At 35.7% G+C, this 18,469-nt stretch carries 17 protein-coding genes and 2 tRNA genes; all 19 read right to left on the minus strand.

The annotated features are described in order from the left end of the window. Window positions 1-127: 127 nt before the first annotated feature. The gene (spoIIE, locus tag CQZ94_RS25465; protein ID WP_142395933.1) at window positions 128-2,599 is read right to left on the minus strand and encodes a stage II sporulation protein E; all 2,472 of its coding nucleotides are present in this window, start codon (window positions 2,597-2,599) and stop codon (window positions 128-130) included. Window positions 2,600-2,860: 261 nt separating this feature from the next. After that, a tRNA-Glu gene (locus CQZ94_RS25470) sits at window positions 2,861-2,932 on the minus strand. Window positions 2,933-2,945: 13 nt separating this feature from the next. Next, a tRNA-Met gene (locus tag CQZ94_RS25475) sits at window positions 2,946-3,019 on the minus strand. Window positions 3,020-3,178: 159 nt separating this feature from the next. Further along, entirely contained in the window at window positions 3,179-3,664 is a 486-nt protein-coding gene (locus CQZ94_RS25480; protein ID WP_105587660.1) for a S1 domain-containing RNA-binding protein, read from the minus strand. A gap of 87 nt (window positions 3,665-3,751) precedes the next feature. Beyond that, window positions 3,752-4,111: a cell division protein DivIC gene (divIC, locus tag CQZ94_RS25485; protein WP_105587662.1), complete on the minus strand. Its 360-nt coding sequence runs from the start codon at window positions 4,109-4,111 to the stop codon at window positions 3,752-3,754. Continuing rightward, on the minus strand, window positions 4,108-4,761 hold the full coding sequence (yabQ, locus tag CQZ94_RS25490) for a spore cortex biosynthesis protein YabQ (protein WP_002107301.1): 654 nt from the start codon (window positions 4,759-4,761) through the stop codon (window positions 4,108-4,110). Before yabQ ends, divIC begins: the two co-directional genes overlap by 4 nt. Next, window positions 4,758-5,066, minus strand: a complete 309-nt coding sequence (gene yabP, locus CQZ94_RS25495) for a sporulation protein YabP (protein WP_001059101.1) — start codon at window positions 5,064-5,066, stop codon at window positions 4,758-4,760. The genes yabQ and yabP overlap by 4 nt, the downstream gene beginning before the upstream one ends. 58 nt (window positions 5,067-5,124) lie before the next feature. Then, the gene (locus CQZ94_RS25500) at window positions 5,125-5,400 is read right to left on the minus strand and encodes an RNA-binding S4 domain-containing protein (RefSeq protein WP_105587663.1); all 276 of its coding nucleotides are present in this window, start codon (window positions 5,398-5,400) and stop codon (window positions 5,125-5,127) included. 11 nt (window positions 5,401-5,411) lie between these two features. Beyond that, window positions 5,412-6,875 carry a bifunctional methyltransferase/pyrophosphohydrolase YabN gene (gene yabN / locus CQZ94_RS25505; RefSeq protein WP_105587665.1) on the minus strand — a complete coding sequence of 488 codons (1,464 nt, stop codon included), beginning with the start codon at window positions 6,873-6,875 and terminating at the stop codon, window positions 5,412-5,414. Window positions 6,876-6,887: 12 nt separating this feature from the next. Beyond that, on the minus strand, window positions 6,888-8,489 hold the full coding sequence (locus CQZ94_RS25510; RefSeq protein WP_105587666.1) for a putative polysaccharide biosynthesis protein: 1,602 nt from the start codon (window positions 8,487-8,489) through the stop codon (window positions 6,888-6,890). Window positions 8,490-8,720: 231 nt separating this feature from the next. Next, window positions 8,721-9,257: a stage V sporulation protein T gene (gene spoVT, locus CQZ94_RS25515; protein ID WP_105587668.1), complete on the minus strand. Its 537-nt coding sequence runs from the start codon at window positions 9,255-9,257 to the stop codon at window positions 8,721-8,723. 135 nt (window positions 9,258-9,392) lie between these two features. After that, window positions 9,393-12,923: a transcription-repair coupling factor gene (gene mfd / locus CQZ94_RS25520; RefSeq protein WP_105587669.1), complete on the minus strand. Its 3,531-nt coding sequence runs from the start codon at window positions 12,921-12,923 to the stop codon at window positions 9,393-9,395. A gap of 105 nt (window positions 12,924-13,028) precedes the next feature. Then, window positions 13,029-13,253 carry an anti-sigma-F factor Fin family protein gene (locus CQZ94_RS25525; protein WP_002174557.1) on the minus strand — a complete coding sequence of 75 codons (225 nt, stop codon included), beginning with the start codon at window positions 13,251-13,253 and terminating at the stop codon, window positions 13,029-13,031. A gap of 70 nt (window positions 13,254-13,323) precedes the next feature. Then, window positions 13,324-13,884, minus strand: a complete 561-nt coding sequence (gene pth, locus CQZ94_RS25530; protein ID WP_002144538.1) for an aminoacyl-tRNA hydrolase — start codon at window positions 13,882-13,884, stop codon at window positions 13,324-13,326. A gap of 72 nt (window positions 13,885-13,956) precedes the next feature. Continuing rightward, window positions 13,957-14,910, minus strand: coding sequence for a ribose-phosphate diphosphokinase (locus CQZ94_RS25535; RefSeq protein ID WP_000107420.1), 954 nt, complete (start codon window positions 14,908-14,910; stop codon window positions 13,957-13,959). 18 nt (window positions 14,911-14,928) lie between these two features. Next, a complete protein-coding gene (glmU, locus tag CQZ94_RS25540; protein WP_105587671.1) occupies window positions 14,929-16,308 on the minus strand; it encodes a bifunctional UDP-N-acetylglucosamine diphosphorylase/glucosamine-1-phosphate N-acetyltransferase GlmU in 1,380 nt (459 codons plus the stop codon). 322 nt (window positions 16,309-16,630) lie between these two features. After that, window positions 16,631-16,924 carry a septation regulator SpoVG gene (gene spoVG / locus CQZ94_RS25545; RefSeq protein WP_000454042.1) on the minus strand — a complete coding sequence of 98 codons (294 nt, stop codon included), beginning with the start codon at window positions 16,922-16,924 and terminating at the stop codon, window positions 16,631-16,633. 152 nt (window positions 16,925-17,076) lie between these two features. Beyond that, window positions 17,077-17,451: a RidA family protein gene (locus CQZ94_RS25550; protein WP_105587672.1), complete on the minus strand. Its 375-nt coding sequence runs from the start codon at window positions 17,449-17,451 to the stop codon at window positions 17,077-17,079. A gap of 123 nt (window positions 17,452-17,574) precedes the next feature. Beyond that, window positions 17,575-18,423 carry a pur operon repressor gene (purR, locus tag CQZ94_RS25560; RefSeq protein ID WP_105587674.1) on the minus strand — a complete coding sequence of 283 codons (849 nt, stop codon included), beginning with the start codon at window positions 18,421-18,423 and terminating at the stop codon, window positions 17,575-17,577. Window positions 18,424-18,469: the final 46 nt, after the last annotated feature.

The raw sequence follows: 18,469 nt of genomic DNA on the forward strand, positions 1-18,469 counted from the left end.
TGTGCAAAAAAAAGATGTACAAAATTCACATTTTTATCTTACATCCCTCCTGTATATTTAACAAAGTAATCACATTACCTTTTTAATCAAAAAAACCTAGGTAGATACCTAGGTTTTTTTGATTATTTTATTGCGCCTGCATTCCTACTATTGGAATCGTAGCCCACTTCGGCATATTTTTCTTTACTTTCGCCACCACAATAGTCATATCATCATTTATATAACCATCACCAGAGCGAATCACTTCTTCCATAATAATATCAGCAATCTCCTGCGGATCCTCTGTTTGTAGTTCTTTAATTTTACGTTTTATCCATAATTCGTGATTCTCCACATGTTGCGCTCCCTCAAAAATGCCGTCACTCATCATGATAAGAAGATCACCCGTTTTTAATTGCTCACCAACCACATCAACTTCAACATCTTCAATGATTCCCATCGGCAAATTACTTGCCTCAATTTTCAAAATATTATTTCCGCGTTTAACAAAACTCGGCGTCGATCCAATCTTTAAAAACTTCGCACTCGCATCCCGTAAATCTACCATAGCCAAGTCAAGCGTTGTATACATCTCCTCTGTCGTCCTTAAAGAAAGGATTGAATTGATGGACTTAATCGCTATTTCTTCCTCAATACCTGATTGAAGTATCTTTTGTAATAATTTTACCGTTTCCCTACTCTCCATATGAGCCCTTTGTCCATTTCCCATACCATCACTAATCGCAAGTGCATATTTACCAACGCTCAAATCCATCATCGCGTAGGAATCACCTGAAACAAACCCACCACCTTTTGCAGCTGTGGCCAATCCTGTATCAAGAGAATACGTCTTCGCTGAACCAAATGATATTAAACTGTGCCCATTTGGATATGAGGATTTCTCTTCATGCTTAACGACGATATTCTCTTTTAAAATATCTGAAAGCATTGGAGCAACCAACTTCTCGCATTCCCCATGTTCATTAGATGCAGCTGGAATCAACATTTCAATATCAATACTTCCTCTATCTAAACAATAAATATCAACATGCTCCACTTCGACACCGAAATCACGAAACGCTTGTAAAATTTGCTCCTCCTGTGCTTGATGGTTCTCTCTTTCTCGTTGTATCTCCTTAGCGAAATCTTCCATCACTTTTGATACACCTAGTAATTGCTCCGCTACAATTCTACGATTTTCCTTCATTTGTTTTCTTAATTTCTGCCCCTCATAGAAGTGATCTAATTCACCCGCTACTAAATCTGTTACTTTCTTCCCTCTCACACAATGCTTGTCCCATTCACGAACTAACTTCCGATTATGCTGCAGCGTTCCTTCTTCTGTTTCACTCATTATTTGTTTCATATAATCGTATGTTTTATCAAAATTAACTACCCAACATTGATCCTTCTTAAAGCATGTTTGACATGTTTTTGCAGTAATTGTACTTAAAAATAAATCAGCTTCTGTTTCTTTATCTTCCTCCTCCACATACCCGTATACAGAAAAGCTATTTGACAAAGCAGCAAATACATTAGCAAATTGATTGATTTTGTTTGCTGTAACATCGCGCACTCTTCTTAAATATTGTTGTTGATCTTGTGAATGTTCCTGTGTACCCGGCATAAATTTAGCAATACGATCCATAACAAGCTTCGGTGTTAATAAGAAGAAAACAATCGCTACACCAGATTCAATTAAAGTTGTTACAATACTTGTTTGCTTGTCTACATATAATGTAATTAAGCCTGTACCAATTAATAAACCTAAACTAACTCCTATACGCTTCCCTTCTTTTAACAATCCCCCAAGCAATCCTGAAAAGGCAAGGAGACTAAGTTGAGACAAGCTAGCCACATTCGCTAAACTTAATATTAACCCAGTGACAACTCCTACTGTGGACCCTGTAGCTGCCCCTGCAATAAAGGCAAATACTAATACTAAATATCTAGTGAAAATATGTTGAATAGAAGCATCATAAACAAACCAATCCGTTGTGCCCGTTAAAACAGATGCTAGTAATATAATTAAACAAACAATTTCTTCTGTTTCTAACGCTTGTTGCTTCCCTTTCCTTTCCACTAAAAGCGGAACACTTTGTAAAAATATCATCGTTAATACGAAGCTAAGCCCTGCTTCGATCGTACTGACGAGCAGATCATACATGGTGACGGTTTGCTGTGCAAAATATACAACAACTAAATGTGCGGTTAATGCGGAGATAAATACTTGGAATGGTACAAGTCCAACAGTTTTACGTGTAAACCGACTAAAGAAGATATTATAAATAAAGAAGGTAAAGATAGATGCAAAAGTAAAAAATAAATTATCTATTGAAACTGAAAGTGCTCCCCCCATTAGGGCTAAGAACGCGAGCGGCATTTTATCTCGCTTCATAACATAAACAGCAGCAAAAAACGGCAATGCAAACGGTAAAATGTTTGTTAATATATATGCTCGTCCCAAAAGAAAACCAATAACAGCAATAATGAATCCCCATCTAAAGAAAACTTGTTCAAACTTCATTCGCAACTTACTCGTCCACTTTATTGTTCCAAGCTGATTTTCATTCATCGCCAATGCACTTGTATTCATAGTAGTCCTTCCTGCTTTAGGCATATTTTTAACACCACCTGCATAGTTTAATTACTGTTATTATAAAAGATGATTATTGGGATTTTTGTCAAAACAACAGTTTTGACTTTTATAATCGTTCGACTTTTTATTCGAAATAAATCTACATATATACATAGTATTTAATTTATTCAAAGCGAGTTAAAAGAATGTTCAGAAAATATAGGGTGATTTTGTAGAAGTATTGTACGTCTTAATTTATATTTAACAAAAAAAGATCATGCAAATTTGCATGATCTTTTCAGATGACCCGTACGGGATTCGAACCCGTGTTACCGCCGTGAAAGGGCGGTGTCTTAACCACTTGACCAACGGGCCGTTAAATTAAATATAGCGGCGGAGGGGATCGAACCCCCGACCTCACGGGTATGAACCGTACGCTCTAGCCAGCTGAGCTACACCGCCATGTCGTCGTATTTAACGGACAATTAGTATCTTACATCAGATACGTTTTAAAGTCAACACATCTCAAAAACTTTTTTGAAAATATATTCTCTCACATAAAAAAGTACCCGAGTAATTACTCTGGGTACCTCTCTATATGTTAAGAATTAAACGGACTTATTATCCGCGACGTGCGCCACGGCCACCACGTTTAGATTCTGTGTTACGCTTTAAAGAAGTTAAACGATCTTCACTATCTTTTAAAAAGCGTGCCATCTTTTGCTCAAATGTTTCTTTTGGAGCTCGTTCGCTACCGCCACCGCGGTTATCTCTGTTGGAAGAACGATTATTACGTTGTGGACGTCCAGAACGTTGTTGATCACCACCACGTTGGTATTCACCACGTGGACGATCTCCTTCTGTTTTTTCACGTTCTTTCGCTTTCTTAATAGATAGGCCAATTTTGCCATCTTTTTCAACATTGATAACTTTTACTTCTACTTGGTCGCCTACTTTTAAGTGATCGTTAATATCTTTCACATAATTATCAGCAACTTCACTAATATGAACAAGACCTGTTAAGCCTTCTGGCAGCTCCACAAAAGCCCCAAAATTTGTAATACCTGTTACTTTACCCTGTAACTTGCTGCCTACCTCGATTGACATAAAAAAAATGCTCCTCCTTAGTGGTTAAAAAGTCAAATTTTACTTTATTATATATAATCCTAAAATGTAGTGTCAATAAGACATACTCTACTTAGAAACAGGAAAAATTATCTCCCCTTTTCCGGAGAAGAAATAATCCCTTCTAGCAATCTTTAAAACGTACTCTTCATCATTCAACTTTTGAACTTCATCTTTTAGATTCTTTTCTTTTTTCGTTAATGAATCCAGTTCTTTTTTCATGTCCTTAACTTTTGCTTCTTTTGCTTTAATGGAACTGTTTTGTTGATAAAACGTCACACTAACACTAGCAATAATTGTAAAAGCAAAGACAAGAAAAACCGCTAAACGGCGATAAAGTCGCTTCCTGTTCTCATCCGTTTGTATTATATGTTCTTTAACAGGATTTGGACTCTGTTTTTCGATTGTTCTTTGTCTCAGTTCCCTCATTTCCGAGGTCCCCCTAACTTCTTTTTTATACGCTCCCATAATTGGAAGATATGTCCCTTCAATTTTGCTACATATTGCAGGAACCCTACATGCTTCATTATAAAAAGTTTAACACGATTAGGGAGAAGTTTCCATATGAGCGAAGCAATAAATCGAACAGGCGAGAAAAAAACTTTCCATATGAAAAGTAATATCCAAATCACCATTTTCCATAACACATGTCCAATTGAAAGCAGTATACGAAATAAGAATAATATAAATGCAATAAATAGCTGCGCTATAATAATAACAGGTTTTATCATGAGTAGCTGTATAATTCGAACAAAAAATTGTGTTGTTTGTACAAAAATATAGATGAGAAAATTTAACATCTTCATGTATAGTGCTTTCAATAAGCTTTGATATGCTGCAAAACCACATAGTAACGCCAAAAATACATATATACGTAGTTCGGCTTCATTCACACGCAGTAATACATAAAAAACGAATAATGCTTGGACAATCCAAAATAGTATATCCTGTATAAATACAAGCCAACGTTTACGCTCTTGGCGCTTTAAAAACCGTTGATATGTATCTAAAGAGGCACCAATCCAAGCACCCATTCCAATCATTGAAAGCATTGTATACAACTGAATTGTTAGGCTCATTTAAACAACTTACTAAAGAAGCCTTTAGTTTTCTCCCCTTGGTTCTCATCAATATACAGCATCTCATGAACTTTCCCTTTAATTGATACAACACCCTTTTCTACATCTAAATTCTTCATTTGCAAATTTTGACCACGAATTGTTAAAAAACCCATTACAGTCTCAAGTAAAAATTCTTCGCTATCAAAACTCTCTACTTGCTTTACACCAGTAATATCGATTACACGCCTGCCACGCATGATAATATCATGCTCTACAGAAACATTTTGTTGATTAGAAGACATAGGTGAGTAACCATTATTCACGAAAATCCCCCCATAGCTTTATACTAGCTAATAGTAATGTATGAAGGGATAACCTATTTTAGAACAAGCCTTCTTCCGCTTTCACTTTTTCCTCACGAACGATACTATACATGTTTGCTGCATCTTCTTTTTTAGTTGTTTCTTTCAATTCATTTACTTTCACAGTTACTATTTTTTGACCGAAACGAATTGTTAATTCATCCTCTACCTTCACATCTGAACTCGCTTTTGCCACTTGACCATTAATCGAAATTCTTCCTTGGTCAGATACTTCTTTTGCTAATGTTCTTCTTTTAATTAAACGTGATACTTTCAAAAATTTATCTAGACGCATATCAAATCCCCCTATTGACGCTCTGTTTGTTTTGCCTCTTCCCATAAAACATCTAACTGTTCTAATGATAAATCTTGCATTTCCTTATTCATTTCAGCTACTTTTGCTTCCATGTATAAAAAGCGAGCCATAAATTTCTCATTAGTTGAACGTAACGCTTCTTCTGGATCTAATTTATAATGACGAGCTATATTAACAAATGCAAATAGTAAATCACCAAATTCACCTAGCATCTTTTCCTCATCCATGTTTACAACTTCTTGTTGGAATTCTTGCCATTCTTCTAAGGCCTTCTCTATCATCGGCTGCACATCAACCCAATCAAATCCAACCTTTCCAGCTTTCTTCTGAATTTCATAAGCACGCATTAGCTGCGGCAAGCTTTTTGGAATACCCGTTAAAACAGACTCTTTCACAAGTCCCTTTTCTTGTTTTTTAATTTCTTCCCAATTTGCAATCACTTCATCAGCATTATTTACATCCGTATCACCAAACACATGCGGATGACGACGAACCATTTTCTCAGCTAAAGTCCGAATAATATCATCTATAGAGAACCAACCTTCATCCTCTCCAATTTGGGCATGAAGCATAACTTGTAATAATATATCACCTAGTTCTTCTACTAAATGATCATCATCCTCTTCATCAATCGCTTCTAGCACTTCATACGCTTCTTCAATTAAGTATTTCTTTAAAGATTGATGAGTTTGCTTTTTATCCCATGGGCAACCGTTCGGTCCACGAAGATCAGCAATAATTGCTCTAAGCACATCAAACTGCTGATATAAGGACGCACGTTCCTTAACTGGCGGTATATATACACTCGTTAAATTATTTAATTCTGTTTCATGATCTAACATGTATAACGGTACCTTTTTCACTTGCTCGAATGAAGTCCCTGCAGCTGTTACGATATACAGTTCGTAATCATCTGGCAAAATCTCCATTAACGTTAGCTTCACATCTGAAGCAACGAATGCATCATACACTTGGCAAAAGATTAAATGTTGACGTAATTCTAATTGCCCTCTTTCAAATGATGTAGCATCAATTAATTGGAACCCTTCAATCGGATCAATTTTTAGACTTGCAAACATCGGATCAAGGAAACTTTGTCCACCTTCAATTCGCACTTCAATATTTGCTACTTCTCCTTTTTCCAAAAGTAGCTGAACTGTTCTTTCTGCTACAAGCGGATGACCTGGAACAGCATAAATAATTTCTGCGCCTTTAGCTTGTTCTAGCAATGTATTCGCGATTGTTTCATATACGATTTCAAATGTATCATGTGCCTCATATACATTATCAAAGGCCGTATACTTTATACCTTCTTTCTCCAATTCTTCTATAACTGGATGTTCCTTCGTTCTAACAAACATACGGTCTGCTTCTTTTATCTTTCGATATACACCCATCGTTAACTGATCTAACTCACCAGCACCTAATCCTAAAATAGTAATGATTCCACTCACAACCAGTCACCTCTATCCACTCTTCTTCAATGAACCTTCTTTTTTCTCTTGTTTCATAACGGTTCCTAATTCTTCTTTTGTAAATACACGTAATTTTAAAATTAAAAACATATATGCTAATCCACCGATAGCTACACCTAACAGCGCTTCAAGCGTCGCAATTCCTCTATGTCCTGTATCCATTACTAATCCGGACATTCGCAACATACGCATAAAGATTATTAATACAAACCCCATACCGATACCACTAATAGCTACGCCTAACACATTCCGCCTATCAATAAGTGGCTCCGATACAGTTCGCATAAGTAACACACTATTTAGCAAGGCAATTACAATAAGCGCAACTAAAGTTGCAATTGCAGCTCCCTTTACACCAAAATACGGCATTAATATATAGTTTAAAACTAACTTCAAACAACCTCCAAATACAACGAATATTGCTGGTTTTAATGTTTGTCCCACTCCTTGCAAAATAGAAGCAGTTGTAATTGACAATGAACTAAATAAAATAGATAAAGATAAAATCGATAACACATCTGATCCATCACTATTTTCAAACAACATAATATTTGTAGGTTGAATAATACAAGTTAATCCAATAGCAGCTGCAAATCCAATAACAAATGTTATTTTCATTGCTAATTTTACCTTTTCTTGAATAAAAGAAAGATCTCCTCTTTCTTTCGCCGCTGTAATAATAGGAATAAGTGACAATGAGAAAGAAGTTGTCACAACAGTACCTAATTGCATAAGCGGGATACTTCTATCATAAACACCTTTTAGTATCTTTGCATTTTCAACTTGCTCTCCCGCGCGAATAAGTAAGGTATAAAAGGAAATAGAATCCGCCATTTGTATAAAAATAAGGACTAAATTACTAACACAAATCGCTAATCCCTGCCAAAAAAGGATTCGAATAATCCTTTTTTTACCTCCAATTCTCTTCCAACTTTTAAAGAAAATAGCCTGGAAATCATGACGCATATAAAGTAAAAGTACGATAATCCCAATAAGCCCGCCTGCAATTGAACCTAGCATAGCACCCGCACCAACTGTATATAAATCAAATCCATGAGCAATAAGGAATAGTGATAGAAATACAATAATAGAAACACGAATCGTTTGTTCAATTACTTGCGAAACAGCCGTCGGCATCATATTATTGAATCCTTGAAAATATCCTCTCGCTACAGATAAAAATGGCATTAGTAGGAATGAAAACGAAATAACACGTAATAATTTATCTAAATGTATATCACCCATAGCCGATGCAATTGTTTCGGCCCCAAAGAATAATGTGAAAAATCCTATAAAGCCAATTCCTAATAAAAACCAAAAAGATACACAAATAATTTCTTCTGCTTCCTTTTGTTTTCCTCGTTCTAATCTTTCTGCGACCATTTTTGAAATAATAATAGGAAACCCATAAGTAGCTAAAATTAAACAAAGTCCATAAAACGGATAAATTTGTTGGTAAATATAAAAACCAATATCACCCGCTATATTTTGATATGGAATACGGTAAAAAGCGCTTAATACTTTCGTAATAAAACTTGCGATTGTTAATATAATAGCCCCACGCCAAAAGGCTTGGTACTTCTTCGCTTCCATACAAGAAAACTCCTTTTTCTATTCTCACCCCTCGTATTATATCACAAAGAAAAACTGGCTCTCCTTCATATTCCTTACATTCACTGCCTTCTTTCAACAGCAAAAATATTCAATGAAAAAAGGTAGCAAAGCGCTACCTTCATTCAATATACTTATATCTCCAAATAGTTAATTTCTCAAATAGAAATATCATAATTAGGAAAGATTGCTACTTATAGAAATTACACTTCGCTACTGCTCCATTTGTTTCGCTAAAAAGCTTGCAGCTGTATTTACTGATTTATGCTCTACTTCACTTATAATAGCCTCTTTAGAGAAGATAACGACAGCTCCGATTGGATCTCCATTTGCAATAATCGAGCCAATTGTATAAGAGCTAACTTTTTCTGTTACTCCATCAATAATTGAAATTTCGCTTTCATCTGTCATAATAACAGATTTACGTTCTTCCATTGTCTTCTCAATTAAATCGCCAACACTTTTATTTAAGTATTCTTTTTTAGATATACCTGCTACTGCGATAATAGAATCACGATCGCATACAAGTACATTATGTCCTAAGCTATCGTATAAAGCTTCCGTATATTCTTTTGCAAAATTACCTAATTCACTAATCGGAGAATATTTTTTCAAAATGACTTCTCCATCGCGATCAACAAAAATCTCTAAGGGATCTCCCTCACGAATACGTAAAGTTCTACGAATTTCCTTTGGAATTACTACCCTACCTAAATCATCAATTCGACGTACGATTCCAGTTGCTTTCATTCTAATGCTGCCTCACTTTCTACTGATGATCAAAGTGGTGAATTTACCTGTTCATGTAAAAATCACCAACTGTTAAACATAGTATTTTACACATTAGTTCTTCTATGCACGTCGAATTGTATTTTTTATCTTATATTAGGCATTTATTACTTCTTTTTTTACATCTGGTAAGCCTTTTAATAAATTTTCAGCAATTGTTAACCATTTCGATGTCTCTAATCCATTCGTTTTCATCACAATTTTCAATTGTGCCCCCTCCATACCAAGACCGATCATACGACCAAAACTACTTCCTAGCATGAATAATTTTCCACCATCTATATTTTGGCTCGCTTGTTCAGAAAACAGGAATGTTACTTCAAATTTATTTTGCTTAATTAACTCAATTTGTTCTTTCATCGCCAACACTTTAATGTTTGCAATTTGTAATAAATAACCAACTTCTTGTGGGTAATCACCAAATCTGTCGATCATCTCTTCCTGCAACTCTTCAATATCTTCAATTGCAGAAATACCTCTAAATTGTTTATACATCATAATTTTTTGTTTACTATCTGAAATATACGCATCCGGTAAATATGCATCCACTTCTAAATCAATTTCAACATTAACGGTATTTTCAACTCCATCTGTTCCTCTACGTTGCTCAATTGCATCTTTTAACATTTGAGAATATAGATCAAATCCGACAGAATCAATAAATCCATGTTGTTCTGCCCCTAACAAATTACCCGCACCACGAATTGATAAGTCTCTCATCGCAATTTTGAAACCAGATCCAAGCTCTGTAAACTCTTTAATTGCCTGTAGACGCCTCTCTGCAACTTCCGATAACACTTTATCACGTTTGTATGCAAAATAGGCATATGCGACGCGATTAGAACGTCCAACACGCCCACGGAGCTGATACAACTGCGATAATCCCATACGATCTGCATCAAATACAATTAATGTATTTACATTCGGAATATCTACACCCGTCTCGATAATTGTTGTACTTACAAGAACATCATGCTGCCCTTCTAAAAACGATAGCATAACAGCCTCTAATTCACCTTCATTCATTTTCCCATGTGCGTATGTTACACGAGCATCTGGAACTAACATCGAAATTTCATCTGCTTTTCTTTCAATATCCTCCACACGGTTATATAGGAAGTAAATTTGACCGCCTCTTGCCAACTCTCGCTCTATCGCTTCTCGCATTAATGCTGGATTATACTCTACTACATATGTTTGTACTGGGAAACGATTCTCTGGTGGTGTCTCAATAACAGATAAATCGCGCACACCAAGCATAGACATATGAAGTGTACGTGGAATCGGAGTTGCCGTTAATGTTAACACGTCAACATTTGCTTTCAATTGTTTAATTTTTTCTTTATGCGTAACGCCGAATCTTTGTTCTTCATCAATAATAAGAAGTCCTAAATCTTTATACGTAACATCTTTAGATAAAATACGATGCGTTCCGATTACAATATCCACCGTTCCATCTTTTAAACCCTTAATCGTTTCATTTTGTTGTTTTCGTGTGCGGAATCTACTTAGTAACCCTATATTAATTGGGTAATCTTGAAAACGCTCTCGAATTGTTTCATAGTGTTGTTGTGCAAGGATTGTTGTCGGTACTAAAATCGCAACTTGTTTTTCATCCATAATTGCTTTAAATGCCGCACGAATAGCTACTTCAGTCTTTCCATATCCTACGTCGCCACAAAGAAGCCTATCCATCGGACGTCCGCGTTCCATATCTTTCTTAATCTCTTCAATAGAACGTAGTTGATCCTCTGTCTCTTGATATGGGAAAGAAGATTCAAATTCTTGTTGTTCTGCCGTATCTGGTGTATATGCATAACCTTTCGAAGCTTCACGCTCGGCATATAATTTAATTAGGTCATCTGCAATGTCTTGTACAGATTTTTCAACTTTCGTTTTGACCTTCTTCCAATCATTTCCGCCTAATTTATAAACTTTTGGATCCTTACCTTCAGACCCTACGTATTTTTGCACTTGATCAATTTGTTCAATTGGAACGTATAACTTATCATTACCTTGATATTTAATATTTAAATAATCTTTATGAACACCATTAATCTCTAATGTCTCAATACCTAAAAATTTACCTATACCATGATTTACATGAACTACATGGTCTCCAACTTTTAATTCCGAATAACTTTTAATCCGTTCAGCGTTAGATAACTTTTGCTTACGTTGTGATTTTTTAACTTTCTTATGAAAAAGCTCCTTTTCAGTAATGACAACAAACTTTTGCATCGGCATTTCAAAGCCTGCATGTAAATCGCCTACAGCAATTTGTAACCTTCCAGGCAATAAGATATCTGTGGCCTCTACAATGTCTGCATCAATATCATAATCACTTAAAATATGTTGGAGTTTTTTTACACGTTCATCATCTGTTCCAAGCACAACAGTCGTAAAATGCCCTTCATTCCATCTATCAATTTCAGTTTTTAACAACTGCATCTGTCCGTGGAAATCTTGCATCGTTTTACATGTCACATTCACAATATTTTGAGGATGTGTGTGTGCTATATGGCGTAAGAATAACGTTAAATATACAAAACTTCTTTTTTTATTATGAAGAAACTCCTCAAACGAGTGGGAGAAAGATAAATCCTGAATAATTGTTCCTTCGCCAAGAAGTGAGATATACCATTCCGCTTCTTCTGTTTCAAGATGTGATGCTGTTTCTTGAATACGGGAAATCTCATCTAAAATTACAACACCGTTTTCTGGTAAATAATCTATCAGACTAGCAGGTTCTTTATAGAAAATAGATAAATATTTAAACATTTGTTCTATACTTTGCCCGTTTTTCAACATTTCAATTTCATGACTAACCGTCTCAAGCACAGTAGTCTTTAATTTATCATCGGAAAGCTTTTGCATCGTCTTAGTCAAACCTTCTTCAAGATGCTTAATTCCCGATTTCAATTCTTCCTGTGAAAATAAAAACTCTGTTGCCGGACCAAACCGAACACTTTCCCTTTTATCTTGAGAGCGCTGTTCTTCCACATCAAATAATCGAATAGAATCAACCTGTGTATCAAAGAATTCAATACGAAATGGTAATTCTTCAGTTAATGGGTAAATATCTAATATTCCCCCGCGCAAACTAAACTCTCCTGGAGCTTCTACCATCGACTTACGCTCATAGCCAATATGATGTAAGGTATGCAAGAGTGCATCTAAATCAATCTCTTGCCCTAGATTGATTTCAATTTGCCTTTGCTTCCATAATTCTTTTATTGGTAAAAACCTACGCAGTCCTGCAACTGGCGCTACAATAATCCCATTCTCTCCCGCAGCTAAGCGATTTAACACTTCAATACGCTGCGCCTTCAGTTCTGGACTTGCAACACCAACTTCCGATGCTATCAATTCATTTACCGGATATAGCCAAACATCTTTTTCACCAAGTAACGCCACTAAATCTTCATGTACTTTTTGTGCTTGGTATAAATTGTGCGTCACAATAAGTTGTGATTGCTTTGTTTTTTTATATAAAGCTGCCATTAATAATGACCGAGAGGATGTTGCCATACCCGATACAAGTTGTTCTTTCAACCCATCTTCTAGCCCATTGATAACCGATTGTATTTCTTCATTTTTATAAAATTGCTCTAATAAACCTATCATTTTCAAAACTCCTCTCAACATAAAGAGCAAGTTACTATATTTTATGCAAATATTTTGGAAAAAGAAAACAGAAAAATGCTTTGGACATGCCAAAGCGACAACATTTTATTGCAGAAATTTTTCATATTCATAATACTCTGGATAAGATGCGAGCGTTTCTTGACACGATTCACAAATCGTTTTTATATATATATTTCCATTCTCATGAAAATGAATCATATCCACTACTTCTTGCTCTGTTAGTTGAAACAAAACGTCGCTATATACTTTTTCTGCGATAATGGAGCCCACATTGTTTCCACAATGTCTACAGTAATAATAACCTTCCATACTAGCCTCCTAAATATCCAATTGCTACTAGTATGGGATAAAACAAAATAAAATATTCCAGATTGTGCGCTTAACTATTAAAAGTATTCATGATTTGGAGAAAAGGTTTATTTAACCATTCCTCACATGCATCTGCTGCATTTTCAATGGATTGATTAACGCCAGATATTTCTTCAGATGTAAAACGTCCTAATACGTAATCCACTACTTTCATCCCATTTTTCGGACGATCGATTCCCATGCGGATACGTTGAAATTCTTGTGTTCCTAAATGCGAAATTGTTGATTTCACACCATTATGTCCACCCGCACTACCTTTCATGCGAAGGCGTAATTTACCTACAGGAATATCTAAATCATCGTACATAACAATGAAGTCCTCGACATCAATTTTATAATAATCCATGAGCGGACGGATACTTTCCCCAGATAAATTCATATATGTAAGTGGCTTTAGTAAGATTACTTTTTCCCCATTAACAAAGCCTGCGCCAAATACCCCTTTAAATTTTTGTTCATTCAAAGAAATACTCCAACGTTTTGCAAGTTCATCGATCGCCATAAATCCAATATTATGCCTTGTTAATTCATATTCTCTACCTGGGTTCCCAAGTCCTACTATTAATTTCATTCTTGTACCACTACTTTCTTTTTTCGATACGAAAAGACGTAACCAAGCTTGGTTACGTCTCATTCTATCCAATTAATTGAATAATACACTTACAGATTCTTCTTCGTATACACGAATGATTGCTTCTCCGATTAATGGAGCAACTGAAAGTTCATGTACTTTATCAATTTTCTTCTCTTCTGGTAATACGATAGAGTTCGTTACAACTAACTCTTTAATATTCGAATTTTGAATACGCTCAATTGCTGGACCAGATAATACTGGGTGTGTACAGCAAGCATATACTTCAGAAGCACCGTTCTCAACAAGAGCGTTTGCCGCTAATGTAATTGTACCAGCTGTATCAATGATGTCATCAATTAAAATTGCTGTTTTGCCTTCGATGTTACCGATAATGTTCATTACCTCTGATACATTCGGACGAGGACGACGCTTATCAATAATAGCGATTGGCGCTTTTAGGCGATCCGCCATTTTTCTAGCACGAGTTACACCACCGTGATCAGGAGATACGATTACGATATCTTTAAGGCCTTTTGTTTCAAAGTAATCTGAAAGAATCGGTACACCCATTAAGTGGTCGATCGGGATATCAAAGAATCCTTGAATTTGTGGAGCATGTAAATCTAGAGTGATTACACGAGTTGCACCTGCTGTTTCAAGCAAGTTTGCTACAAGTTTCGATGTAATTGGTTCACGAGAACGCGCTTTACGGTCTTGACGCGCATAACCATAGTAAGGAATAACAATATTAATTGTTTTTGCAGATGCACGTTTTAATGCATCAATCATAATAAGTAATTCCATGATATGCTCGTTTACTGGGAAGCTTGTAGATTGAATAATGAATACATCGCAACCACGGATACTTTCTTCGATGTTAATTTGAACTTCTCCATCACTAAAACGATCAACAGAACATTTTCCTAGTCCTACTCCAATATGCTTTGCGATTTGCTCAGCAAGTTCCTTATTAGAGTTTAAAGAGAATACTTTCAAATTAGAATTTAGATATTGAGTCGACATCTAGATTAACCCTCCACATTATGATTTTTTCTTATTCAGCAATTGATCAACATAGTCTTCTTTGTTAACTTGACGTGCACGTGCTACTGATAATGCTTTTGATGGAACATTCTCTGTTATTGTAGAGCCTGCTGCCACATAAGCACCATCTTCAACTGTTACAGGAGCAACAAGGTTTGAATTACATCCAATAAATACCCCGTTACCAATTACAGTTTTAAATTTATTCTTGCCGTCGTAGTTCACCGTAATTGAACCACAGCCAAGATTCACGTCTTCTCCAACTTGTGCATCCCCGATATAACTTAAGTGTGAAGCTTTACTTCTATTACCAAAAACAGTTTTTTTGATTTCTACGAAGTTTCCAACGCGCACTTCATCTCCAATAACTGAATCTGGGCGAATATGTGCAAATGGACCAACCGATACTTCTGTACCAAGTTTGCTGTCATGTACAGTAGATTGACGAATTACCGTACGATCTCCAATTTCACTATCGCGAATTACTGTATGCGGTCCAATTTCACAATCAGAACCAATTACAGCGTTACCCTCAATAACCGTTCCTGGGTGAAGAACTGTATCACTACCAATAATTGCATCCGCAGAAATGTATGTGTTACTTGGATCAATAATTGTAACACCATTTACCATGTTCTTTCGGTTGATACGATTTTTCATAATAATTTCCGCTTGCGATAGAGCGACTCTGTCGTTAACACCTAACGTTTCATCGAAGTGCTCTGTTTGATAAGCTGATACAATATGACCTTCATTTTTTAAAATTTCAATAACGTCCGGAAGGTAATATTCGCCCTGTACATTATCATTTGAAACTTTAGAAAGTGAAGCAAATAAAGCTTTATTATCAAAACAATACGTACCTGTATTGATTTCTTTAATAGCTAATTCTTTTTCATTTGCATCCTTATGCTCAACAATCTTTTCAACATGACCATTCTCATTACGAACGATACGGCCATATCCAGCAGGCTCTTCTATGTACGCTGTTAGTACCGTCGCCATTGCCCCCGCTTCTTCGTGTTGCTGAAGCAATGCTTCCATCGTTTCAGCAGTTATTAGAGGTGTATCACCACAAATAACTAAAGTTGTTCCTTCTTCATTTGCAAGTACACTTGCAGCTTGATCGACAGCATGAGCTGTACCAAGTTGTTCTGCTTGTAATGCAAACTCACTTACATTTCCTAGCTGTTCTTGTACCTTTTCAGCACCATGTCCAACGACTGTTACAAGTTTCTGCAATCCTAATTGAGATACTTCATTGACTACATGTTGTACCATTGGTTTTCCACATACAGGATGCAGCACTTTGTATAGCTTGGACTTCATACGTGTGCCTTTACCTGCAGCTAGAATCACTGCAAATCTGTTTGACATATAGACCCTCCATCGCAACCTATTTATCCATTAACGATATTATCCTAAATCATCATATATTTCAAGAAACACATTATAACTATTAAATTTTACCATAATTCTTATAAGATGTTTTACTCTTTAGTATCTTTTTTAAGGAATAAGCTATACTATTTTAAATGATTTTGAAAAAATTAGAAGTTTTTCATCTTTATTTTTTCAAAATATGAATTTTTATAATTAGAAACATGTATTATTCAAAAAAACAAACTCCTGTAAATGCTTACAGGAGTTTGCTACAAAATTATAAGGCTTTCTTTCAAAAGCCCTTTTCATTCGAATTTTACGAAGCGCCTGCTTCTTCAAACTCAACCTCTTCTAACTCGCCTAAACGGTGATACTCTGTTAAAACCGCATCTTGAATTTTAGAGCGTGTATTAGAATTAATTGGATGTGCAATGTCACGGAATTCTCCATCTGGAGTACGTTTACTTGGCATTGCTACAAATAATCCATTATTACCATCAATTACACGAATATCATGAACAACAAATTCATGGTCTAGAGTAATAGAGGCAATTGCTCTCATGCGGCCTTCTGTGTTTACGCGGCGTAATCTTACGTCAGTCACTTCCATCTTGTGTTCACCACCCTTTTCTAAATAAGCGATATATTTGTATAAATTCCACAAAATTTCTATTTTCCCTTTAATTTTTTAAAAATTTTTAAGATAAAAATTTTTATTGTAGTTGAATATAAGGATTAGTAGAGGTTATCGCTTACAAAGAGTTACTTAACTAGGGCAATTACTTCGATTTCAACAGAAACATCTTTCGGTAATTTTGCTACTTGTACACAAGAACGCGCTGGTTTATGAGTAGAGAAATAAGAACCGTATACTTCATTAACAGCATTAAAATCATCCATATCCTTTAAGAATACTGTTGTTTTTACCACGGTATCAAATGAAGCACCTGCTTCTGCTAATACCGCTTGTAAAATTTCAAATACTTGCTCTGTTTGTACTGTTACATCTCCTGTTACAAGTTCTCCACTTGCCGTTAACGGAATTTGTCCTGAACTATAGAACATATTATTTACAATAATCCCTTGTGAATATGGTCCGATTGCCTGTGGTGCTTTGCTTGTTTGAACAACTTTCATACTTTTCACCCTTTTATTATTTATTTTTACTCTTTAAAAATAGTGTACCAAAGGCAGTTTGTCCATCTATTTTGTAATTTATAAATAGGAATAAAAAAAGGTAAAGCTATCTGCTTTACCTTTTTACTCAGCCTCTACAAGCCCTTTATCAAATGGTGCAAGTGCATAATTCCCCTTTTCCACTTGAATCGCTTTTTCTTTCACATCAACTTCTGACAGACGAATTAATGATACAAAGTTATTAATAAGTCTTTCTTCAATATCCGTAGACTCTACTAATACGCCAATCCCAACAACATTAGCTTTAAACTCTTCTAGCATGCTCATCATACCTTGAATGGTTCCGCCAGCTTTCATAAAGTCATCAATAATTAAAACATTGGACCCTTCTGGAAGGCTACGCTTTGCTAAAGTCATCGTTTGGATTCGCTTAGAGGAACCTGATACATAGTTAATACTAACAGTGGGGCCTTCTGTTACCTTATTATCTTTTCTCGCAATTACTACCGGTACATCTAAGTAGTTCGCTACTGCATAAGCAAGCGGAATTCCTTTTGTCGCTACCGTCATAACCGCATCAATTGACTGCCTAGCAAAAACAGAAGCAAATAAACGACCTGCGCCATTAATCTGGCGAGGATTACTTAAAAGATCCGTCATATATAAGTAACCGCCAGGCAAAATACGGTCTGGGTTTTCAAATAAGCTACAAAGCTCATTAATAATCAGATTCGCCTCTTCTTCACTTATATAGGGAATATATTTCACTCCTCCTGCTGCTCCTGGTATCGTTTGCAATGTGCCGACCCCTTGTTGTTCAAACGTTTGCTTAATAATAACTAGATCTTCACTAATGGAAGATTTAGCTGATTGATACCTTTCAGCAAAAAAAGTGAGAGAAACTAGCTGACGAGGATTTTGTAACAAGTAATAAGTCATATCGACCAATCTTGTACTTCGTCTAATTTTCATACTCTCACCTCAAATCACGAATATTCTAAACAAATCATAACGTATT

Source organism: Bacillus sp. MYb209, assembly GCF_002975175.1.
In the GTDB taxonomy this organism is placed as follows: Bacteria; Bacillota; Bacilli; order Bacillales; family Bacillaceae_G; genus Bacillus_A.